Source organism: Paraglaciecola sp. 2405UD69-4 (assembly GCF_047525415.1).
Taxonomy (GTDB): domain Bacteria; phylum Pseudomonadota; class Gammaproteobacteria; order Enterobacterales; family Alteromonadaceae; genus Paraglaciecola.
Genome location: NZ_JBLIXM010000001.1, coordinates 803,750 through 825,483, shown reverse-complemented (window position 1 = coordinate 825,483; position 21,734 = coordinate 803,750). Strand labels below are relative to the sequence as shown.

Below are 21,734 nucleotides of genomic sequence, written 5' to 3'. Positions count from 1 at the left end.
ATGGCCTGCTTACGATTAATTCTTGGTGATCAGCTAAGCCATTCACTGGCAAGCTTGCAAGATTGTGACAAAACCCAAGACATAATTTTGATGGCTGAAGTCAAAACAGAAACCAGCTATGTTAAACATCACAAAAAGAAAATAGCATTTTTATTCTCTGCCATGCGGCATTTTTCAGAAGAGCTAAAAGCCCTCGGACACAATGTTTTCTACAGAAAATATAACGACCAAGATAATCAAGGTAGCTTGTATGCAGAGGTAGCGCTTATCTGCAAACAACAGACTATTGACAAAGTCATACTCACTCATCCTGGTGAGTATCGAGTACTAGCTGATATGCAAAGCTGGCAAGATAAGTTAGGTATAGAAGTAAGTATTCAAGAAGACACTCGCTTTTTAGCTAGCCTTGAGGAATTTGCAAACTGGGCAAAAGGACGCAAGCAACTGCGCATGGAGTTTTTCTATCGAGAAATGCGCAAGGCCTGGTATTGCCTAATGGATGGCGACAAGCCCGTTGGCAATAAGTGGAACTTTGATAGTGCCAACCGCAAAGCCCTACCCAAAGGTATGCACCCACCACCACCCACTACCTTTGAACCCGATGACATTACCCAAGAAGTTATCTCGCTGGTTCACCAAGAGTTTAGTGATCATTTTGGAAGTCTTGAGCCATTTCAATTTGCAGTTACCCGAGAGCAGGCACTACAAGTGCTAAGCGTGTTTATAGCAAAACGTTTAGAAAACTTTGGAGACTACCAAGATGCCATGGTGCAAGGCGAACCATGGATGTACCACTCACATATTAGTTTTTACCTAAACTCTGGGTTACTCACTCCCAAAGAAGTTATCGAACAAGCAGAGAACGCTTATCGTCATGGTCATGCTCCGTTAAACGCAGTAGAAGGCTTTATTCGCCAAGTACTAGGATGGCGTGAATACGTACGCGGCTTGTACTGGTTCAAAATGCCCGGCTATCAGAATGAGAACTTTTTAAACGCCAAGCGTCCTTTGCCCAGCTTTTTTTGGGATGCAAACACCAGAATGAACTGCTTATCTCAGTGCATCACTGAAACCTCTGATAATGCCTACGCCCACCATATCCAAAGATTAATGGTATTAGGTAATTTTGCTTTGCTGGCAGGCCTTCACCCTGATGAGGTCAATGAATGGTATTTAATTGTCTATGCCGATGCCTACGAGTGGGTTGAAATGCCAAATGTCACTGGCATGATTTTATTCGCTGACGGTGGATTACTGGCCAGTAAACCCTATGCAGCAAGCGGTAGTTACATCAATAAAATGTCTAACTACTGTCAACACTGCCACTACAATGTAAAAGAAAAACTGGGCGCCCAAGCTTGCCCTTTTAACTATTTATATTGGGATTTCCTAGAGCGCAACAAAGAAAAACTTGGCAGTAACCCCAGGTTAGGCATGCCTTACCGCACCTTAAACAAAATGACAGATGAAAAGCGCTTAGCCATTAGCCGAGATAGTCAGATATTTTTTAAAGCACTAGAGAGCAATGAAGAAGTCTGAACTGCCCACTAAAATTTGTGTAGTGTGTGAGCGGCCCTTCACTTGGCGTAAAAAATGGCAACGGGATTGGCAGCAAGTTAAGTATTGTTCTAAGCGCTGTGCGTCGAATAAAAGAAGTACAAGGTAAGAAGCCGTCTTAGAACACTTAGTCCTTTAATAAAAAGCCCAGTCTAGTTGTCTAGACTGGGCTTTTTAATGGTGAGATGAACTTTTCTATCCGAGCTTTGAAGATACCGGCAACACTGTGCTTGGCACTTCATTACTTGACTTTGGGGGATAAATCCCTCGAGCCAAAGGCTGCAGCGGCATATCTACCCAAGCTTCGTCAGGTAAACTAGGGACAACAGCAAGCTTACGTTCCATCTGCAAGTTTTTCATACTGCGATTAACATTACGGATAGCACTGTTTGGCTGACATTCTGTATCTAATAAGAATATCCCTTTACGTTTACACCACAGACCAAACTTAACGCTACTTGATAACCTGATTATAGGCGCTGCTAACACTAAGCCAGAAAATACCGGCAACAACCACAAGAATAAAGTCGGGGTATAATAAGCAGTGACACCTCCCCAAATTAATCCAATGGTAGTCAGTAGATAACTAAAGCGGAAAGCCTGTGACCAAGGAAGCATTCGACCTTCCCTAACCTGGGCTTCCCATTTAACACTCTTACCCGCTAAAACATTAAGCACAAAATAACTATGGAACATCATCATTACTGGGGCTAACAGTACTGCAAAGAAAAACTCGACTACTGCGCTTTTCAAAAAGTTGATACCCCCACCAAACTCTTTACGTCTTTGTAGAAGAGTGATCACAATACCCAAAACTTTGGGTAAAAATAGTAAGGCTATGGTGACCCAAAGTGTGGTGATCATCACATTCTTTTTAGTGATCAACCAAGTGGGGAATAGCTGGTAGGTGCTAGTGAAATAAACTGGCGTGGTAAAGGCTTGAATTAATGCATCTGTGGTACCAGCCAATAAAGACAACAGCAGCAGAATAGAACTGGCATAAGCAAATGCTCCAAAGGTAAAGTGCATTCTGTTTGCTAGGTGTAACCCTTTACTGGTAACAATACCTAAATGCTGCATATTACCTTGTACCCAACGTCTATCTCGGGTGGCGTAATCTATGATATTGCTTGGAACTTCTTCGTAACTACCCGCAGAGTCTGTTAACAAGAAGACTTGCCACCCTGCCCTACGCAATAACGCTGCTTCAACAAAGTCATGACTTAAAATTTCTCCACCAAAAGGTTGTTTACCTTTTAGCGCAGGCAGGCCACAAGTATCAATAAATGCTTTGACGCGAATAACAGCGTTGTGCCCCCAATAATTGGCACAATCACCCTGCCAAAAAGACAGTCCAGTTGCCAACATTGGGCTATAAACTTGCGCTGCAAATTGCACGAAACGCCCAAAGAAAGTACTTTGCCTCGCTGGCATCGGAATGGTTTGAATCAAGCCTGTAGTGGGGTTGGCTTCCATACGCTGAGCTAGCTCAAGCATTTTTTCACCTGTCATAATGCTATCTGCATCCAGCACTATCATGCTTTCATACTGATGCCCCCAGCGCTGGCAAAAGTCTTTGATGTTTCCTACCTTACGACCTACATTTTTTTTACGGTTGCGATAAAAGCATCGCTTAGCAGCTTCTTTTGGTAGGCGCTTTAATAAGCTCTCCCATGATCTAAGTTCAGCAGACAGCAAGGTTTGATCTTGGGTATCGCTCAACATATAAAAGTCAAATTGTTCAGAACTATGGGTTGGCAGCATAGTCAGCACTGTGGCCTCAAAACCAGCCATAATCCGCTGGGTTTCTTCATTGTATACGGGCATAACTATGGCATGGCGCTTGTTTAGAGGCTCTGCGCTGACGGGAGCATGTTGTTCGGCTTGAAATGTTAATGGGTCTCGCTTAAACAACTTAAGCAAGAAACCTATGATTGATGTCCAAAATGCCATGGTTAACCACAAAAATAACACTGAGGTTAAACCAAGTTGAACCCACTCTAACGGTCTAAACTCATTAGGCTGGAAAATAATATAAACCTGTGACATGGCCCAATAAGCTGTAGGCAAAACTAGCAATGCCATAATGAACAAGCGGGTTTTTCGGGCACGTACCCTTAATGTAAAATTATCTTTCATAAACATAAGTCCATACCTCACTGATAGGTTTTCCCTTGTGGGTAATTAAAAGTCGCATATCATTAACACTCCTTTGATCCTTAGGAGTAAACAAAAAAGTAGCTCTAATTTCGTGGTCGAAATTAGTTTTAAATACTCTGATTTGGCTAATATTTCCGTTAGTTGCTGAAATATCTGCGGCTAAGTCTTCTGGGTTTAGCTTTACACCTTCAGGCGCGGTAAAATCAACGATGAAGCGACGGGTTAAGTTGTCTTCATCGACTTCTTCGCCGGGTAATCTATCCGAGCCTTGCAAGGTACGTATTACTTTTGATTTATCGTAAGCGTAAGCATCGCCACTGACAGTGCTTAACTCATAATGCACATGGATACTGTCACCCTGCTTCACTGGTTTGTCATTCACCCAATAGGCCACGATATTGTCATGGGTTTCAGAATTAGTGGGGATTTCTACCAACTCTAAGCGGCCTTGATTAAATCCTTTATAAGGTCTAACCCAAAAGCCAGGGCGTTGATGATAATGAGCTTCACTATCAACATAATGTTCGTATTGGATATCCCGCTGCAATAATCCAAACCCTTTAGGAGCTTTATCTCCCAAAGAAGTAATACGTAAACGGTTTGGGTTATCTAATGGTCTCCAAAGACGCTCATTATTGGCGGTAACTAACATCATTCCGTCACTATCGTGGACTTCAGGGCGGTAATCGTCAGGCTTAGACATTGAGTTTTCGCCGTACAAAAACATACTTGTGAATGGCGCTAAACCAACCTTGTCTATGTCTTCTCTGGCAAATAACCAAGCTTTTACATCAGTTGTTGCGTCACCTGTGGTTTCTGCACCTATTTTAAATTTATAGATACCCGTCATAGATGGACTGTCCATCTTGGCGTACACACTTAACCTTTCACCACTGGCAGGCTCTATTAACCAAAAGTCAGTAAAATAAGGAAACTCTTCACCTTCTGGCATGCCTGTATCAATCGCGATGCCTCGTGCTGATAAACCATATTTTTGGTTTTGGCCTATCAATCGAAAATAAGTGGCACCTAAAAAGGCGATTAGCTCGTCTTTGTATTTATCGCTATTTAATGGGTAATGGACTCTAAAGCCCGCAAAACCCACATCTTCGTTAATTTCATCTGCTAAAAACTCGGCTGGAGGATCATAGCGAAAATAATCAGTATTAAATGGCAGCCCAGTTACACGATTCTTATAATCAATCATGTGAATATTGACTGGATGTTTATATAAAAAGCCTGAATGAAATAACTGTACTTCAAAAGGATAAACCCCGCGCCAAATACTTTCTTTTGGCTCAAACCTTATCGCTCTGTACTGCTGATAATCAATTCCATTTAAAGCTTCATTCTCAATTGCTGGAACTGGCTCAAAATCTATCTCTGCTTCAGCTTTAGCCTGAAGTACCAGTTTACGAAGTAACGGACTACTTTCACTTGGTAACTCATCCTGCTGTATGTTTTGCGCAGACACATTTCCTGAACTTACCAATACTAATACCGACGCAAAAAAAACGTATTTTAGGGACAAACTACTCTCCTTATATATTTAAGTAAACTGCATGTAATAACCAATCAAATGCACTAATTACGCCACTTTTAACTAAATTTAGCGTAAATTTAAAATTTAAATTGATACTACCCCATTTAATACTAAAGTCGTAGTTTTGCGGATCAAGCAAATATCAAAAAAGCCTCCCTTTTTATAAATGGAAAAGTAACAGCCACCTTATTATGTCTTAAAAAAGAGACAGCTCTGAGCTCGTTCAGCTAGCTATTATTTTTGGCTCATTTTTAATGACATAGATAAAGATAATTAAAAGCCAACAAATCCCCTAAAACTAGCTGCAAGCTCTAAGAGCTGGGCTCTTCCAATGGCCCAAATAAGGTCCGGAATGGTTATTGCTACATCACTAGTGGCTTGAATCCAACCCTTAAAAACATTCAGCCAAGAAAAATAGTGATCCATATTTAAAGAACAAACGTATTTATCAAGTTAGCTCCAATAGAATAAGGAAGTATCAGTAGCGAGCAAAGTCATAAAGCCTTGGTTGCATAGGCGTATTTTTGTCGTTTATTGCCAGTCTGTATCTAATAAACGTCACTGTAACAATGAATAAAACAATGCTTTAAAACTTAAATTTACCCCTCAATATATGAGGTAGTAGTTGAGTCATAGAGTTGAGATAAACACTTCACTTTATATAATGCTGCGCTGTGAATGTTATTAAGTGAGAAGGTTTTACAAAGATTGTGTATTATTTTCACAATGCAAAAAACAACTAAAAACAGGCGAATATAGCTCAAGCTAGAAAGAAATGAATATGCTAGTTTTTTGAATAATTAAAAATGCCCTTTAGTTTGATAGCTAAAGAACAGAGCTTGTATCACCTATACACATTAGACAGAGGTTACTCTGTAAGAGGACAAAACATTGCTAAACGTATTGCTTGTTGATGATGACTTAGAGTTTGCTGAAGTTGCATCGAATATTATCGAATTTTTAGGGCATCAAGTATCCATTGCCAGCAGTTTAAAAGAAGCATGTGAATGGACGGATAGCCAACCATTTGATCATATTTTGTTAGATTTCATGTTACCAGATGGTAGTGGTTTACATTTAGTCGATCGCCTTGAGAAAAGTAATTCAGCGGCACACATTACTTTTATAACAGGACACCCTTCTGTAAAAGGAATACTAGCTGGGTTCAGTGGACCAAAAGTTGATTATTTAGTTAAGCCCCTGCAGCGTGAAGATATTGAGCAAGCCCTCTCTCGTAAACCTAAACACTCCAAATCCCCCAAAAACTCTAAAATTAAAAGACATTTTGGATGTTTGATTGGTGAATCTGCAGCTATGCAAGAACTCTATTTGATGATTGAACGCGTGGCTCAAACATCAGCAAATGTCATGTTGATGGGAGATAGTGGAGTAGGTAAAGAAGTTGTAGCAAGCGCCATTCACAAGGCGAGTCAGGCAGAAGGTGAATTGGTTGCCACCAACTGTGGCGCTTTATCTAAAGAACTCATTGCCAGCGAATTATTTGGTCACGAAAAAGGGGCGTTTACTGGTGCGGTAGCTAAGAAAAATGGCGTATTTGAGAGAGCCGAAAATGGCACCTTGTTTCTTGATGAAGTAACAGAAATGCCAATTGATATGCAGCCTAACTTACTTCGCGTACTAGAAAACAAAAAAGTAATTCGGGTAGGCGGTGTTAAAGAAATACCTGTTAACTGTCGAGTCGTGTCTGCGACGAACCGCTCTATGGAGTCTATTGCTAACGATAACGTATTGCGAGAAGACATCTACTTTAGACTTGCAGTATTCCCAATAGCCATTCCTGCTTTATGCGACCGTAAAGAAGATATTCCGTTATTAGCCCAAGCATTTTTAGAAGAGCTGAATTTAGAGAATGGTTGCGAATATGAATGGAACAATGGACAGCTTGAAAAGCTAACTAACTTTGACTGGCCAGGCAATGTCCGAGAGTTACGCCATGCGGTACACAGAGCATTTATTATGAGCGACCCTAGCACCAAGGAGATTCAGTTACCCTCTAGTTTTCATTCGCCTTTTTCTCTTGCCAAAAAGCAGGATAAAGGCGTGTCTGCAGGACAGACCATAGAAGATGTAGAAAAAGAACTGATCCGTATCACCTTAGAGCAAGTAGAGGGTAATAAAACTGCCGCCGCCGACATGTTAGGTATCAGTACCAAAACCTTATACAACCGCTTGCATGCCTACGGAGATTTTGAAGACTAGCCCTACACTATAAATACAACCGTAAGCACATAAAATAATTAGGAAGATAAATGTCTCTTGAAGAAGATGTGACACTAAATAAATTGGTACATGACGCTCGTTCACCGTTAAACCGTATTTCAATGAATGCAGAAATGATCAAATTAGTACTTGAGAATGACATGCCAATGGAGAAAGGACTCCAAGCGTTAGACAAAATTATCAATGCTTGCCAAGAATGCAGCCAGACTTTACAGACTATCAGTCAGCAATATGGTGACAAGTAAAATGACACCAACCAATCAAAAACGCTGGTTTGATAACTCGCTGTCAACCTGGGTGGTAATTGCTATTTTAGTGCTTGGGCTAATTATCGGTAATGCCTATATTGCCATCCAAACCATTGGCAAATTATCAACAACCCAAAAACAGCTCTATCAAACCTCTGAGTCTGTGCTGGCGTTAAATGATCTGCACATCTCTATCCTGTCCGCAGAGACAGGACAAAGAGGCTATTTATTAACTGAAATTGATGATTATTTAATGCCATACAGGCGAGCACTTAGAAAAGTGTCCGACCAAATGGCACTAGTGGCCGAGCAAGACTTTCAGCACCCTCTGCAAAGTGAAAAGATTGAAACCCTGCTTTCACTAAGTGAAGAAAAACTAGATGAACTCGAAAAAACAGTCAAACTCGCACTCGCAGAAAGAGAAAGAAGTGCTATTAGCTTAGTAATGACAGGCCGAGGCAGAAATTTATATACCGATATTTTGAGTATCATAAGTGAGCTAAAAGAAGCAGAAATCGAATATCGTGACAGCAGCCTCGAATACCTCATAAAAATACGCCAAGAAGCTAAAATCACCTTTTGGCTGTCGGGTATCACCAGCTCACTTTTGCTCTTTGGCATGCTGTTTATGGCTAAACTGAATATTAATTATGAAAGTAGGTTGCGCCAATCATTAGAAGAACAAAACGAAAAGCTAGCTGAACAAGTCACGGCAAGAACTAAAGAGCTCACCATTTATTCGGAAGAACTCAGTAGAAGTAACAGAGAATTAGAAGACTTTGCATTTGTGGCTTCCCATGACTTGCAAGAGCCTCTGCGTAAAATCAGAGCTTTTGGTGATAGGTTAATGTCGACCTACGAGAAAGAGCTCGAAGGCAAAGGTGTTGACTACATTACGCGTATGAAAGCCGCCGCTGAGCGCATGTCGAATTTAATAAATGATCTATTAGACTTTTCGAGGATCACGACCCGAGGTAAGGAATTTATTAACGTCGACCTCAATGTCATTATGGAAGATATTCTCAGTGATTTAGAAATCGCGATAGAAGAAAGTGGCAGTCACATTAATCTAGATAGCCTGCCCGTAATCAAAGGCGACAAAGGACAGATGTACCAACTCTTCCTTAATCTTCTGTCTAACGCGATAAAATTCAGAAAACCTGATGTCGCACCTATCATCACAATTGCTTACGAACAAAAGCAAATACCCGAAGACATCACTAAGATTTTGAGCGATTGGCATATCCTGACCATTACCGACAACGGCATAGGATTTGAACAAGAATTTGAAGACAAAATATTTGTTCCTTTTCAGCGTCTTCATGGTCGCTCTGAATACAAAGGAACCGGCATAGGACTTGCTGTTTGTCGCCGGATAGTCGAACGACACGGAGGTAAAATTAGCGCCACCAGTAAATTGGGAGTCGGCACAGTGTTTACTGTCACTATTCCCGCAGCCCCTATTCTTTTTGAACACACGGAAAACCAATAATGACTGAAGTAAATAAAAAGCCAATCACTATCTTAATGGCCGATGATGATGAGGATGATAGGTTACTAACCAAAGAAGCACTAGAAGAAAGCCGTGTACTAAACGATTTACACTGTGTTGAAGATGGCGAAGAGTTAATTAACTACCTAAGGCGTGAAGGCAAGTATGCTGATACTAAGCAATACCCTTGGCCTAGTTTAATTTTGTTAGACTTAAATATGCCCCGAAAAGACGGTAGAGAAGCCTTAAAAGAGATCAAAGCGGATCCTAACCTTAAGTCTATACCGGTTGTCATTCTAACCACCTCTCAACAAGAGGAAGATATGGTTAAAGGGTATGGACTAGGAGCGGCGTCTTACATCACTAAACCTGTTAATTTCGAAGGCTTAGTTAATCTAATGAAAGCCCTAGGTAAGTATTGGATTGAGTTTGTAGAATTACCCAACCAATCCTATTAAATTTACTAAGGCTAGCGGAATCAATATGGCAATGAAAAACGCGCGAATTCTTTTAGTAGAAGATGACGAAGATGATTACATCATTGCCAGAGACTGCCTAGAAGAGCTAGATGAGTATACCTTTGAAATAGATTGGGTAGCCACGCCCCATGAAGCACTTGAGCAGCTAAAGGGTAATCAACATGATATTTGCCTTTTAGATTATCAACTTGGTGCCTTAAACGGCCTAACGGTATTAGAGCATTCCACTGCAATTCGCTGCAGAGTGCCTATCATAATGCTCACCGGACAATCGGATAAAGTGCTTGATAAACTAGCACTAGATGCCGGAGCCGTTGACTTTATTGTTAAAAATGAACTAGATAGCCCGCGCTTCACAAGGGCAATTCGCTATGCCCTAGCTCGCCAAGAAGTTGAAAAAGAGCGCTTAGAAAGAATTAATGCTGAGACTAAAAGCCGCTCTAAAGATCGCTTTTTAGCACACCTTAGCCATGAGTTACGCACGCCATTAACCTCAATATTAGGCTATACAGAATTACTGCTAGGTAATCAAAAAGCTGAGCCTGTAAAAGATGAGCTTAATATCATTTTAAATAATGGTAAGCACCTGCTCAGCCTACTTAACGACGTACTAGATTTATCAAAGATTGCTGCTAAAAAGCTTGAGCTTAACCCCACCACCATCTACCTCAACAGCTTTTTGGTTGACATTTACACCCTGATGCAAGTTGCCGCAAACGATAAAGGCATAAAATTAAGGCTAAGTTCAATTACCCCCATACCGGATGAGATCTATAGCGACCCGACCCGTTTACGCCAGATACTGATTAATCTTATTTACAATGCCATAAAATTCACTGATATGGGCTCAGTTGAGATTGTCATTACATCAGAGCGTCAAGATGACCAGTATCAAATCCAATTTGACATAAAAGATACAGGCCAAGGAATACCAACAGAAAAAATAGATAAAATTTTCCAACCCTTTGAACAAGTGGAAGATATGGTATCTAGAAAAGAAGAAGGCGCGGGGCTAGGTCTGGCCATATCATCGGAGCTGGCAACTAAATTCAATGGCAGTATATCTGCTACTTCAACGGTTGGTGAAGGTAGCTGCTTTACTGCTGTGGTTAAATGCGGTGTTACCGCCAATAAACATTGCGCGCCTTTGTCTTTAACAAAGCAATTAGCCAACGATAAACAAACCTCTCTGCCTCCATTACAAGGACGAATATTAGTCGTCGATGATATTCCTGATATTAGAATGTTAATTGGCCATATTACTAACTCATTTGGTTTAACTGTGGATTTTGCTGAAAACGGTAAGCAGGCGCTAGATAAAGCTATCTTAAACTTAGATAACCATACTCCCTATGACGCCATTATTATGGACATACATATGCCCCACATGGATGGCAAAGAAGCCGTAGTCGCAATCCGCGACCAAGGATTTAGTGGTTATATCATCGCCTTAACCGCCGCCACCATGAAAGGCGTAGAACAGCAGCTAAGAACCCTTGGTTTTGATGGTGTGATTTCAAAACCAGTGGATAAAGCTTTACTTCACCATAGCCTATCTAAAGTACTAGCTCCGCAAAACGGACAAAAAGTTAGAGTAGAAAATGAAAAGTCTGAAGCAAATGAGGCAGATAACTCAACCCCATCACATCACATTATGTTGGTGGAAGATGATGTAGATGCAGCAGAAATCACTAAGCTTTTGCTAGAATCATTGGGCGCTAAAGTATCGGTAGCCCATAGCGCTGAACAGTGCCGAGCACTTTTAGCAACCGAAAAAAGATGGGATAAAATTTTACTAGATCTACACTTACCTGACGAATACGGCTTAGACCTAGCAAAGCATAGCCAGCTAACAAGCTACACAGATGAACTAATCATTATTAGCGGTGAAGACCTAAGCGAAGAGCAGCTTAAGCATGAAGGCATTAACAGAGCTTTGCTCAAGCCGTTAAATAAACAGAAACTCGCAACCTTAGTTACTTAAGTCCCGGTAACTTAACCCCAATACTTTAGCCCCAATAGCAATTTCGACCATTGTGTTTGGCTTTATAAAGGTTGCTGTCTGCTTCTTCTAACAACCAAATAGGATCTAGGTTTATATCTTCAATAGAATGGGGCTCACAACTGCTAATACCGATGCTCACACTCAAATATGGGTTACCTTCATACTCATGAGGTATGTGTAGACCTTGTAACTTTTGCAAAACCGCTTTTGCTACTTTTACTGCGCCTTCATGATCGGTATTAGGTAATAGTATGGCAAATTCTTCACCACCAAATCTTGCACCAAAATCTGAATCTCGGGCAGCTACCTGTTTAATCACATTGGCCACTTTCTTTAAGCACTCATCTCCTTCTATGTGTCCAAATGTGTCGTTAAAATGCTTAAAATGGTCAACGTCTACCATCAAAGCTGACAATGGCAAGTTATTTCGTTTCATTCTATACCATTCGCTTTTAAGCCTGGTATTGAGCTGCATTTTATTTGCTAACCCAGTTAAGCCATCAGTGCACGAAACCAACTCCAGTTCCTTGATACTTTTTATTAACTTCATGTAGTTGGCTATTTTGGCGTTAAGCAAAAACGTATTCACGGGCTTGACCATGCAATCTAACGCCCCGAGTTCTAATGCAATCAGCTGCGAATTAACAGAATTGGTTTCGGTTAACACTATCACAGGGATAAAGTTCAGCATTGAGTTAGAGCGAATTTGCCTGAGAGTCTCTACCCAAATATCTTTATCGTCTGCAGCATATAGAATGATCATATCCACATCTTCATTACTGCTTACCTGAAGTACGTCCTCAGTATGTGAAGCACTAACAACATTAAAGCTCTTAGCAAAAGACAATGATAGACATTCAAGAGCTCTTCCCGAGCCCACTAACAACAAGGTTTGGTCTAAGTCTCTATATACGCGACCTAGATAAGCTGACTCTTCAGCCTGTAAAATTTTGTTACTCGTTGCAAACATAATAAAGAATTCCTAAAAATTAGCCCTTAGCTTGGTAATCCATAATTGGCGAGGCAATATCTGCATTTTAACAACCCGTTGGCTTCATAACTTGCAAACCAATTAAAGTGGCTGACTAAAATACAATCTAACGTTCTACTTTCTGTTTCAGCTTTAGGATCAAATAAATTTGATATTACTCTTGAGAGTTTTTGCATATTGAAAGGTTCCTGCTTTAAAGAAAAAAAACGCACATTAAATGGGCGGGTTGAATAACAGCTATGTTCAGTTCTTAACCACCAGCTCATCTACTTTTATCAAACTGATGACTTCAGATACGCCTTCAGTGTTCTCTGCTATCGCTACAGCGAGATCTCGCTCGGACCCTGTTTGACTGACACCACTTAAGGTTACAACAGCATTTTCAACTTCTACTTCAATATCCAAACCACTAACCTCAGGCTCAAATAGCAAACGAGCTTTAACACCGGCTTCTAACTTAGAATCCTGCAAACTATTCAAAACTCGATTATCGTTAGTGCTAGTTTGCTCATCAGAACCTATGGTTAAGTTATTATCTACGACATACACACCATCAATTGCAGCCACTAACTCCTCTGCTAAGGCCTTCTCTACACTGCTATTTACTTTACCGGTAAGAATGACAACACCTTGATTAACATCTGTGTTGATATTGAAAGAATTTAGATTGCTATTAAAAAGTAAAGCAGACTCGGCTCTACCATCAATCCATGCATCTTTAGCTTCACCCTTCCATGTGTTTTTAGCCTGAATACCAAATGAGGTTGTACTAATAGCAGTCGCAAAAATGATTGTAAGTATTTTACGTTTCATAATGACCTCCTATTACAAGTTCACTTAGGCTTATGCTAGTTATATGCCACATAGTAACCACATGTTTTTAAAGGAAATTATTTTCAAGTAACTAAAAAGCAGGTTAAGATGTGTACCCATTTACACACAGAGTGTAAACATTTCACTGTGAGGTTTATCAAATGCTAGGCTCAAATTAAGCCCCATCGAAACGGTAAACTAATGGAAGTGAGAAATCAGCGGGTAGTTACAACAGTTCAGAAAGTAATGGAAATAATCGGGCCCAAGTAGAAATAGATTTAGCCTGTGAAGGTGATGCGCCTAGCATTGCTCCTGCAGAAAAAGCAGATATTAGCCCTTTGGGAGACCCAGCAAATGCCTTAGTCTGGCCCTTAGCAATATTCAACTTACGATTTACATACTGACTAGCGACAAGATAATCACTCTGTGCTTGTTCAAGCTGACGTTTCTGTTTTGATAATACGTTTAACATACTCATTCCTTATGGCTTTGCTTTTTATCAAACAACACCCTTAAAGTGGCATTAAGATTGATAGAGCTTTTTGCCTTTGAGAAAATTGAATAAACACAAACAAGCAACACACCATTACAAGCTATGATGGTCACCGGTATAAAAACCCAATGAGCGCCCAGTGCCACCAGCCCATAACCTATAGCCAAAAGCACAGTTATCCAAACCAATAAGCCAATCCCCACCAAAGTCATCAAACATAATGCACTGACTATGACAGCTTCTACTGAAAGACTCAGATCAGCGGCTACTAAGTCTTTTGCCAATCTAGCTTTCACCAAATAACCTTTAAAGACTTTTTCCCATGAGGAAAGTATATCTTGAGGAGCAGCATCACTGTGCTGCTCCTTTACTCTCGCTGATGCGGCTTCAGAGCCTTGGGCGGTCATGTTGTGAGCCTACTTACGTTTAAGTAAAGATGTTAGCAACACACCTGCAGCGAACGCGATACCCGCGGTGGCTAAAGGATTTTCTTTAGTGTATTTACCTACTGCTGAGCCATCCCAATACTCTTTAGCTTGGGCTTGCTTTTCACTTACATTGGCAGCTGTATCGCTGGCAGATTCTCTAAGTTTCTGCTCTAGTGATGCGCCATGATCAGCCAAAGTGTCAACAGATTCATGTAGTGTTTCTGTTACCTTCTCAGCAATAGGTGTAGTAGCAGTTTTACTTGCTTTCGCTTTCGTCGTTTGAGATCCAGAATTTGCTGTAGTCGCCATTTTGTTCTCCTAGTTTTGTTAACTAACCGAAGTACATTCCTCGGTAGTGACCTAACTAAAGCAACTCACATACCATTAAATAAAAGCTATACTTTACATATACTTAAAAAGAAAACTCGAATTTTACCGGTCCAATACTTTTACATCCGTGTAAATTATTCCCTCCTCAATGAAGTATTTGCTTACACAGCTAAGCAGTGACAATGTGCAGTTATCATCACAATGAAAGTATGCCGCTAACACTGTGTAAATGTTACATAGACCATGACTTTTTAAATCTTTAATTTATATTTTATTCTTTAAATACAACAAGTTAAAACAAGGAATGATTATTGTTTATAAAGCTTTATCTAATAACTGGAGCTTAGTATGGAAATAATAAACATAGAATCATTTTGGAGCCTAATTAACGAAAAGTTAATGGTTTGGCTAGAATCAGGTATAAAACACCTTCCGAACATAGTGGTTGCAATAGTTATCACTATTGTATTTTCAATTATTGCGAGGATAGCAGGGAGAGTATTAAAACAAGGGCTACACAGAGCCTTAGAGTCCCGGCAAATAGCAGACCTGCTTGCTGCAATATTTAAAATGCTGATCCTTGTATCCGGTGTCTTTATTGCCTTAGACTTCTTAGGGTTAAAAGGTACAGTCACTTCACTATTAGCTGGTGCTGGTATAGTTGGCTTAGCCATAGGCTTTGCCTTTCAAGACATGACAGAGAACCTAATAGCCGGTATTGCAATGGGGATTCGTAAACCATTTCAACTTGGCGACGTAGTGGAGTCTGATGGTGTATTCGGCACAGTTAAGACCATCAACTTACGTAACACTTTAGTTGAAACATTCTTTGGTCAGTTAGAAATCATCCCAAATAAAATACTCTTTAGAAATATTCTTACCAACTATTCAAGTACAGGTGTTCGAAGAATTGAAATTCCAATTGGTATTTCATATGGCGATGATCCTAAACGGGCCACCGAACTCCTAGTCAATGCTATTAACACATTTGACTTTGTGATCCGTAAGGAAGAAACAGCTGTTTTTGCAGAAGGCTTTGGTGATAGCAGTGTTAATTTATTGCTTTGGTTCTGGATAGACTACCCAGGAGAAACTGGCTTTATGCAAGCCAGACATGAAGCGGTAATAAAGGCCAAGCAAACACTAGAAGATGCCGATATTCTGATCCCTTTCCCAATCAGAACATTAGACTTCGGGGCTAAAGGAGGTGAGAAGTTAGATACCATGTTAAGTTCCAAGCACTCTGTTACCGCTAATGATAGCTAAACCTTGATTGTTTTGATCCTACTCAGCTTCAGCTGGGTGGGAATGCAAAAAAGCCAGCCCTCACTCATGTAAGGGCTGGCTTTTTCATATTAAGAAGAAGCTAACGGCTTAGTTAACTTTAAACGTTTACGTCAGTCACAACCTTAAGAGAACTAGGTTTTACAATAATATCAAGGGCAGAGGCACTGCGCGTTTCTCCGTCAATTACATAATCAATGGTACGATTTGCTGTAATTGAAACCTTTTTGCCTTGGCAAAAGAAACACTGTTGGCTTAGCTGCGTTCCAGCAATAGCATTTATTGCTAGCCCACCAAAATTAAAAAGCTGCTCTGCGGGCTCACCTTTAGAAGGTAACCAAGTCAAATCCATCTTACCGTCTGTTAAGTCTGGCTCCCCTCCACCTTGCGCCAAAATAGAACTAAAAGGAGCAGCATTGGCAATCACTAAGCTAGTGGTATGAATAGGCATGCTAGGTTTGTCATCCACCGTGAGGGTTAGTTCAAGGCCCTCATCTAGTTGTATGGCCTGCCACAAGCCTTGAATATAAGCCAGCTGACCTGACTCATTCTTGACTTTTCTACTTGCAGACTCAATCATCTTTTGACCAAGCCCTAATCCAACCATGAGTAATACTAGCTCTTGATTACACTCTAAGGTGTCAATTGTATGCAGATCACCCTTAATTATTAGGTCGCAACATCGCGAAATAGGTAATATTTTACTAGTTACACCAAATAGGACATGACAAAGGGCATTGGTGGTGCCCATTGGGATCATCCCGAGAGTGACATCTGTATGTACCAAAACTGATGCCACTTCGTTTATGGTTCCATCACCACCGCAGGCCACTATGGTTTGATAGTTTTCACTCAGTGCTTGTTGCGTTAGCGCTATTGCAGTGTCTTGTAGGCTTGTTTCAAATACCTGTACATCGAACTTAACTGAAAGCCTCTGTAGGATCTCTTGTTTATGAAGTAACCATTTGCCCGAGCCAGAAGCAGGATTGGCAATGATGGCAAGCTTTTCTTTGTTAATAAGCCCACCTTTATCATGAATCTGTTGCAACTTTCTAAGCTGTTTTTTGTTTAAATTGGCAGTTTTTCTGACCCCTTGAATTTTATTTAAAGCTTGCTCTACACTCCAGTCAGGATGCTTACTCAACAAGTAGGCTGCCATAACTAGCACTGAACGCCCCCGCCCTAATGCGCAATGTATCACTACGCCTTTATCTCTTGCCCTTTGAATATCAATCCAATTAATAGCGTGTAATAGTTGTGCATCGGTGGGGCTTTGATGGTCAAGCACAGGAATGTTTAAGTACTGCCACTCGTTATCTGACAGTACCCACCCAATACCACTAAATTCGGCAGTGACATCCAAAACACATGACACGCCATAACCACTTAGCTCATTCACATCTGATGGAAATAACCTACAAGCTAAATATAAATTTTCTTCGATTTTTTGTATGGGTGGAACAGAATCTCGTTTTCTAGCCCAGGTATTGTAGAACTGAACACCAATAAGAAAGGGGATAAATAACCAGCGGATCAACAAAGGAATAGAACCGTCATGATTCTTTTTAAAAACACTTGGCCGTTCCAATATGTAGGCTACTGTCACGCCAAGTAAAGAGATAAAGAGCCATAGAAACCCCAACTTTGTGAAAACATTGGGGGCAAGCCAGGTTGCAATGGCGGCGAATACAGTCAAGATTGCATAATAATAAGTGATATTCATAAGTCCCTCAGAGATCCGAAAATAGTAGATAGACTAAATTTAGGAATGCCCAACTGAGCTATAAAAACTTGAGCTGCACACCCAGACCGACCCTTTGTTGATGACGATTGTAATCAATTAGTGAGTCTCCATAACCATTGAAATATTGAAACAACAAATCGTAATTTGTTGTTAAAGGGTAAGTTAGGTTTAACTCAATACTACCTTTGTTATTGCTGGTTCTTAGGTTGTTTCTGACCAAAGCTGAAATGTTGGTCTTTCCCCAAGTTGTTCCAAAGCCTAATTCAATATTGCCTAGGTAGCGTGTGATATCTGGGTTGTCATCGCCTGTGGCACTAGTAGGCGTTTCTTTTTCATCTTCAGGAATTCGGTACCAAGTTTTAATGTAATAAAAAGATGTGTCATCACTGAATAAGGCTGAAGCAAAAAGTCGGTTCCAGCTTCGAGATAACACGTTTGTCTGGCCATTAGATTGGTGATTAATACCGGCTTGAATATTATTAAACTTAAACCCAAGGATGGATAACTCATTCTGCCAAGAGTAATACACCTCTGGTTCATAATTTGTTTCTCTAAATGGTTTGGATACTTCTGAGTTATAAACCTGCCAAAAGGACTTTAATGTAAATCCCATATACAGACCAGATGTGGTGCCCTTCTCTATATATAAAGGCAGCTTCATACTCACCTGATACTTAGCTTCAAAGTTATCAACATTTGAGCTATCTAATCCATCGACAGTTACAGCATTTGGGTTGGTGGCATAGGTAAAAGGTAGAAAATAATTACGCCTATGCTGGGATATGGAAAAGGGGTTAGCAATCGCCTCTTTCACCGAATCGCTTTTTACATCGAGTATAGATTCGGTATTTGCTATTACTTCTTTTTCCGTTTCAATCATTTGAGAATTAACATCTTGCGCATATGTCTGAATAGACACAAAACCGCCAATGATAAGACTATAAAATTTAAGTATATTTTTATTCATGCTTTTTAATCCACTCTTTAACCATGTATGTTTTGTTGGAGCACTTTATGTGTAAAAGAGAGCGTCACACTGAATTTTCAGACCCAAATGACTATTAACCATTACCCATAAAAAAAGGGCGTAACGCCCTTTTTATTTACGAATAACCTTGATTAACAATCAGTGTCTTCAGCTTTTACGCCTTCTTTTAGCTCTTCACATGTATCTTCAACAGCGTTACCTGCATCCGTTACTGCGTTATCAATTTTTTCACCAGCATCTTCTGCCTCTCCATCACATGATGACAAAGCAAATACAGCTGTTAATGCTAATAATGTTGTAGTAATAGTTTTTAAATTTTTCATGATTTTCTCCGTTAAATTAAAATAATAAATCTGTGTTTTTCTCTAAACTAAATTTTTGGTTTACGTCCACGTAATGCATTAAAAATCAATGACAACACCAAAAGTACAACAAAGATAAAGAATAATATTTTGGCGATACCTGTCGCCGCTCCTGCAATGCCACCAAAACCGAATACTGCGGCGATAATTGCAATAATAAAAAAAGTTAGCGCCCAACCTAACATAATGACTCCCTTTTAAATATGTGAAGAATGTGTGGTTCAGTTATCTATATGCGACATCTGTTCCAACTCCAAAAATCAAAATAAGTCGTTGTTTTAATTGAATAAAAAATAAAATAGCGCCAACTATTAGAATTTAATTAGGTAAGTTAAATGTAAAACTTACACTAGAGGTGAGAAATAATTTCGTGAAAATCTGTACACAGCTAATAGGTGGTAGGCTCAAACACAAAAAGCCACACATTTCTTAGGGGAGATACGAAAAGTGGGCCTCATACAGCCCACTTTTTTTAAACATTTACGCCTTATTGAAACAGCTAGGCTTAAAACTCATAACTCACAGACAAACGAATGTCTCTGCCTGCTTCATATGGGCCAATGACAGAAGCAAATACCTCACTGTAATCTCCCACACTTGAATGGTCTAAATAAAGCTTATCAAATAGGTTAGTCACAGCTAGGTTTACAGCAAAACTCTCTGTGATATTCCACTCACCATAAATATCAACAGTGGTATAAGATGGTTTGTTGAGTCTATACAAGGCATCAGTCCAGCCCAAATCAACAGCCTGATGCATAGTGTCGATATTAATCTCATCTACCTTAGTAATATTAATGCCAACACTTGCATTATCATTGACTTCATAGTCTAGCCCAAGTATCCAGGTATTGCCGCGACTGTTTCCTAAACCAACAAACTCATAGCCATTGATATCAATACTTGGATAATCCACATTGTAGATCCCTTCACGGGGTGCCAATTCAGTATCAGCACTGGAGAAACCAAAGAACAAATCAACATTTTCCCAAGTATAGGCAAGGTCAAATTCGATACCTGTAGACTCTAAATCACCAATATTGTTATAAACTGAATTACCTTCATATCCACTAAACAAAACATCATAGATAGTAGATTGGTATAGGCTGAATCGCGCATTCAAATTGGTATGCTTGTATTCAATGGATGCCTCAAGGTTTTCTACTGTCTCTGGTACCACATCGTCTGCAACCACTGGAATGTCTTCACCGTCATAGAGGTATTCGTCTAAGGTAAAACCATCTCCTATTTCTTTACCCCGCGCCGCCTCAGCATAGCCAAGAGCAAGTGACCAGTGGTCTGTCAATTCGTAAGATAAGCCAAGATTAAAACTAAACTCGCTGTCACTTAACGCCGCTGGAGAATCCGTTACAGGGGTGCCGTAATATTCTTCAAGGAGGATCCTTTGCTGAAAATCATAATCATCAAAGCGCACACCATAACTCAGAAGTAATTCAGGAGATAAATTACTGTGAGCTTGAGCATAAATCCCCAACGCACTTCCTTCTTCTTCATTTTCCACACTCCCTGCAGCAGGGCCACTTTGTGCCTTGTCACTGCGGTAGTCGATACCATAAGTAAACGAGTGGTTAGGTGTAACACTGGTATTGCGAATATCAAAGCCTGTACTATCAATTTCAGCTAACCAATCAAATCGACCACCTCTAAATGATGAACTTGTTTGATATGCTGTGGCCTCTAAGTACACCATGTCACTGTGATCTAATAGATAATTACCAACAATGGTTTCACGATCAGCAACACTTGGATAAAGCGCTGCTCCTTCTAAGACCACCCAATTAGGCCTTGCTGAGAACTCACCCTCTTCATCACGTTTTTCATAACTTAAAGATAAAAATTGGTTGTCCGCTATATCGCCGCTAACTTTGACAAACATTAAGTCTTGGTCTGCTGCTGTGCCGTAAATTTCATCACCATTACCATCTTCCATGTTGTCACGGTCAATCGTGCTGTAGTAACCAAGAACGCCCCATGAATCACTCAGTTTTCCGTATAGGCTACCGCTATATCGTGTTCCATCATTTGAGAAATAATTCGCTTTAACGCTTCCACCAAAGCTCTCATCACCTTGTAGTAGGTCTTGCGCATTTTTAGTTTTAAAACGTATGGAACCGCCAATTGCACCCGGACCGCTAGTGGCTTCACCGGCACCCGCTTGTACGTCAATTTGTTTTAACAAGTCAGGATCAAGGGTGACCCGACCAATATGATGGAATAAGGTTGATGTTTGCTGTGCACCGTCCACTGTGACATTCAAATAAGCATCTTCTAAGCCTCGAACAAATATTTTTTGCGCTACGCCAACTGAGCCGCCTACACTGATTGATGGGGACTCTCTAAAGATATCGGCTAGGTCATTAGCTTGAAATTGTTCAATCTCTTCGGCTGTGATACTGAAATTCGTAGCCGCTCCTACTACAGAAATTTTTTCAATAGCGTTTGTTTCGTCTTTTACCTGAGTGTCGGCATAGGACAATGCGCTGCTTAATGAACATGCCACACCAAGTAGTGTTAGTTTTCTCAAAAGATACTCCTTCCCAAATGATTTAATATAA

The 21,734-nt window shown here is 40.2% G+C and carries 20 protein-coding genes; 8 read left to right on the top strand and 12 right to left on the bottom strand.

Translation table 11 applies throughout. The features are described 5' to 3' along the window. Together ACMUMK_RS03685 and ACMUMK_RS03680 are read left to right on the top strand one after the other, a co-directional pair. Positions 1-1,539: a cryptochrome/photolyase family protein gene (locus ACMUMK_RS03685; RefSeq protein WP_414699770.1), complete on the top strand. Its 1,539-nt coding sequence runs from the start codon at positions 1-3 to the stop codon at positions 1,537-1,539. Beyond that, positions 1,526-1,666 (top strand): DUF2256 domain-containing protein, encoded by a 141-nt coding sequence (locus ACMUMK_RS03680; protein ID WP_414699769.1) that lies wholly within the window; start codon positions 1,526-1,528, stop codon positions 1,664-1,666. Before ACMUMK_RS03685 ends, ACMUMK_RS03680 begins: the two co-directional genes overlap by 14 nt. 86 nt (positions 1,667-1,752) lie before the next feature. Here ACMUMK_RS03680 and mdoH read toward each other — a convergent pair whose 3' ends face one another. Beyond that, complete coding sequence (gene mdoH, locus ACMUMK_RS03675) at positions 1,753-3,696, bottom strand: glucans biosynthesis glucosyltransferase MdoH (protein WP_414699768.1); 1,944 nt, start codon at positions 3,694-3,696, stop codon at positions 1,753-1,755. Continuing rightward, positions 3,686-5,248, bottom strand: coding sequence for a glucan biosynthesis protein (locus ACMUMK_RS03670; RefSeq protein ID WP_414699767.1), 1,563 nt, complete (start codon positions 5,246-5,248; stop codon positions 3,686-3,688). The genes mdoH and ACMUMK_RS03670 overlap by 11 nt, the downstream gene beginning before the upstream one ends. Before the next feature lie 903 nt (positions 5,249-6,151). On the opposite strand from ACMUMK_RS03670, the gene ACMUMK_RS03665 reads away from it, so the two are divergent. The 5 genes from ACMUMK_RS03665 to ACMUMK_RS03645 are packed head-to-tail and all read left to right on the top strand — an operon-like array spanning position 6,152 to position 11,704. Continuing rightward, entirely contained in the window at positions 6,152-7,480 is a 1,329-nt protein-coding gene (locus tag ACMUMK_RS03665; RefSeq protein WP_414699766.1) for a sigma-54-dependent transcriptional regulator, read from the top strand. Positions 7,481-7,530: 50 nt separating this feature from the next. Further along, positions 7,531-7,746, top strand: a complete 216-nt coding sequence (locus ACMUMK_RS03660; RefSeq protein ID WP_414699765.1) for a histidine kinase — start codon at positions 7,531-7,533, stop codon at positions 7,744-7,746. Between the two features lies 1 nt (position 7,747). Continuing rightward, on the top strand, positions 7,748-9,241 hold the full coding sequence (locus tag ACMUMK_RS03655; protein ID WP_414699764.1) for a sensor histidine kinase: 1,494 nt from the start codon (positions 7,748-7,750) through the stop codon (positions 9,239-9,241). After that, on the top strand, positions 9,241-9,699 hold the full coding sequence (locus ACMUMK_RS03650) for a response regulator (protein ID WP_414699763.1): 459 nt from the start codon (positions 9,241-9,243) through the stop codon (positions 9,697-9,699). Before ACMUMK_RS03655 ends, ACMUMK_RS03650 begins: the two co-directional genes overlap by 1 nt. Positions 9,700-9,724: 25 nt before the next feature. Then, positions 9,725-11,704, top strand: coding sequence for a response regulator (locus tag ACMUMK_RS03645; RefSeq protein ID WP_414699762.1), 1,980 nt, complete (start codon positions 9,725-9,727; stop codon positions 11,702-11,704). Positions 11,705-11,729: 25 nt separating this feature from the next. Here the strand turns inward: ACMUMK_RS03645 and ACMUMK_RS03640 are convergent, their stop codons facing one another. The 5 genes from ACMUMK_RS03640 to ACMUMK_RS03620 form a co-directional block, all read right to left on the bottom strand. Continuing rightward, on the bottom strand, positions 11,730-12,695 hold the full coding sequence (locus ACMUMK_RS03640; RefSeq protein WP_414699761.1) for a diguanylate cyclase: 966 nt from the start codon (positions 12,693-12,695) through the stop codon (positions 11,730-11,732). 264 nt (positions 12,696-12,959) lie between these two features. After that, positions 12,960-13,529: a BON domain-containing protein gene (locus ACMUMK_RS03635; RefSeq protein ID WP_414699760.1), complete on the bottom strand. Its 570-nt coding sequence runs from the start codon at positions 13,527-13,529 to the stop codon at positions 12,960-12,962. A 226-nt stretch (positions 13,530-13,755) separates the two neighbouring features. Further along, entirely contained in the window at positions 13,756-14,001 is a 246-nt protein-coding gene (locus tag ACMUMK_RS03630; RefSeq protein WP_414699759.1) for a hypothetical protein, read from the bottom strand. A gap of 2 nt (positions 14,002-14,003) precedes the next feature. After that, the gene (locus tag ACMUMK_RS03625; RefSeq protein ID WP_414699758.1) at positions 14,004-14,429 is read right to left on the bottom strand and encodes a hypothetical protein; all 426 of its coding nucleotides are present in this window, start codon (positions 14,427-14,429) and stop codon (positions 14,004-14,006) included. A 9-nt stretch (positions 14,430-14,438) separates the two neighbouring features. Beyond that, positions 14,439-14,759 carry a DUF883 domain-containing protein gene (locus tag ACMUMK_RS03620; protein ID WP_414699757.1) on the bottom strand — a complete coding sequence of 107 codons (321 nt, stop codon included), beginning with the start codon at positions 14,757-14,759 and terminating at the stop codon, positions 14,439-14,441. Between the two features lie 369 nt (positions 14,760-15,128). Here ACMUMK_RS03620 and ACMUMK_RS03615 point away from each other — a divergent pair, with 369 nt between their 5' ends. Then, positions 15,129-16,046 carry a mechanosensitive ion channel family protein gene (locus tag ACMUMK_RS03615; protein WP_414699756.1) on the top strand — a complete coding sequence of 306 codons (918 nt, stop codon included), beginning with the start codon at positions 15,129-15,131 and terminating at the stop codon, positions 16,044-16,046. Between the two features lie 118 nt (positions 16,047-16,164). Here the strand turns inward: ACMUMK_RS03615 and ACMUMK_RS03610 are convergent, their stop codons facing one another. From ACMUMK_RS03610 to ACMUMK_RS03590, 5 genes are all read right to left on the bottom strand, one after another. Further along, complete coding sequence (locus ACMUMK_RS03610; protein WP_414699755.1) at positions 16,165-17,787, bottom strand: diacylglycerol kinase family protein; 1,623 nt, start codon at positions 17,785-17,787, stop codon at positions 16,165-16,167. A gap of 58 nt (positions 17,788-17,845) precedes the next feature. Next, the gene (locus ACMUMK_RS03605) at positions 17,846-18,775 is read right to left on the bottom strand and encodes a phospholipase A (RefSeq protein WP_414699754.1); all 930 of its coding nucleotides are present in this window, start codon (positions 18,773-18,775) and stop codon (positions 17,846-17,848) included. A 152-nt stretch (positions 18,776-18,927) separates the two neighbouring features. Then, a complete protein-coding gene (locus ACMUMK_RS03600; RefSeq protein WP_414699753.1) occupies positions 18,928-19,119 on the bottom strand; it encodes a hypothetical protein in 192 nt (63 codons plus the stop codon). Between the two features lie 47 nt (positions 19,120-19,166). Further along, on the bottom strand, positions 19,167-19,343 hold the full coding sequence (locus tag ACMUMK_RS03595; RefSeq protein WP_414699752.1) for a DUF1328 domain-containing protein: 177 nt from the start codon (positions 19,341-19,343) through the stop codon (positions 19,167-19,169). Positions 19,344-19,663: 320 nt separating this feature from the next. Beyond that, on the bottom strand, positions 19,664-21,703 hold the full coding sequence (locus tag ACMUMK_RS03590; RefSeq protein WP_414699751.1) for a TonB-dependent receptor: 2,040 nt from the start codon (positions 21,701-21,703) through the stop codon (positions 19,664-19,666). Positions 21,704-21,734: the final 31 nt, after the last annotated feature.

Coding starts and splice junctions, on each gene's coding strand:
- ACMUMK_RS03685 (WP_414699770.1), top strand. CDS start 1: ATGGCCTGCTTACGATTAATTCTTGGTGATCAGCTAAGCCATTCACTG.
- ACMUMK_RS03680 (WP_414699769.1), top strand. CDS start 1,526: ATGAAGAAGTCTGAACTGCCCACTAAAATTTGTGTAGTGTGTGAGCGG.
- mdoH (WP_414699768.1), bottom strand. CDS start 3,696: ATGAAAGATAATTTTACATTAAGGGTACGTGCCCGAAAAACCCGCTTG.
- ACMUMK_RS03660 (WP_414699765.1), top strand. CDS start 7,531: ATGTCTCTTGAAGAAGATGTGACACTAAATAAATTGGTACATGACGCT.
- ACMUMK_RS03655 (WP_414699764.1), top strand. CDS start 7,748: ATGACACCAACCAATCAAAAACGCTGGTTTGATAACTCGCTGTCAACC.
- ACMUMK_RS03650 (WP_414699763.1), top strand. CDS start 9,241: ATGACTGAAGTAAATAAAAAGCCAATCACTATCTTAATGGCCGATGAT.
- ACMUMK_RS03645 (WP_414699762.1), top strand. CDS start 9,725: ATGGCAATGAAAAACGCGCGAATTCTTTTAGTAGAAGATGACGAAGAT.
- ACMUMK_RS03640 (WP_414699761.1), bottom strand. CDS start 12,695: ATGTTTGCAACGAGTAACAAAATTTTACAGGCTGAAGAGTCAGCTTAT.
- ACMUMK_RS03635 (WP_414699760.1), bottom strand. CDS start 13,529: ATGAAACGTAAAATACTTACAATCATTTTTGCGACTGCTATTAGTACA.
- ACMUMK_RS03630 (WP_414699759.1), bottom strand. CDS start 14,001: ATGTTAAACGTATTATCAAAACAGAAACGTCAGCTTGAACAAGCACAG.
- ACMUMK_RS03625 (WP_414699758.1), bottom strand. CDS start 14,429: ATGACCGCCCAAGGCTCTGAAGCCGCATCAGCGAGAGTAAAGGAGCAG.
- ACMUMK_RS03620 (WP_414699757.1), bottom strand. CDS start 14,759: ATGGCGACTACAGCAAATTCTGGATCTCAAACGACGAAAGCGAAAGCA.
- ACMUMK_RS03615 (WP_414699756.1), top strand. CDS start 15,129: ATGGAAATAATAAACATAGAATCATTTTGGAGCCTAATTAACGAAAAG.
- ACMUMK_RS03610 (WP_414699755.1), bottom strand. CDS start 17,787: ATGAATATCACTTATTATTATGCAATCTTGACTGTATTCGCCGCCATT.
- ACMUMK_RS03605 (WP_414699754.1), bottom strand. CDS start 18,775: ATGAATAAAAATATACTTAAATTTTATAGTCTTATCATTGGCGGTTTT.
- ACMUMK_RS03600 (WP_414699753.1), bottom strand. CDS start 19,119: ATGAAAAATTTAAAAACTATTACTACAACATTATTAGCATTAACAGCT.
- ACMUMK_RS03595 (WP_414699752.1), bottom strand. CDS start 19,343: ATGTTAGGTTGGGCGCTAACTTTTTTTATTATTGCAATTATCGCCGCA.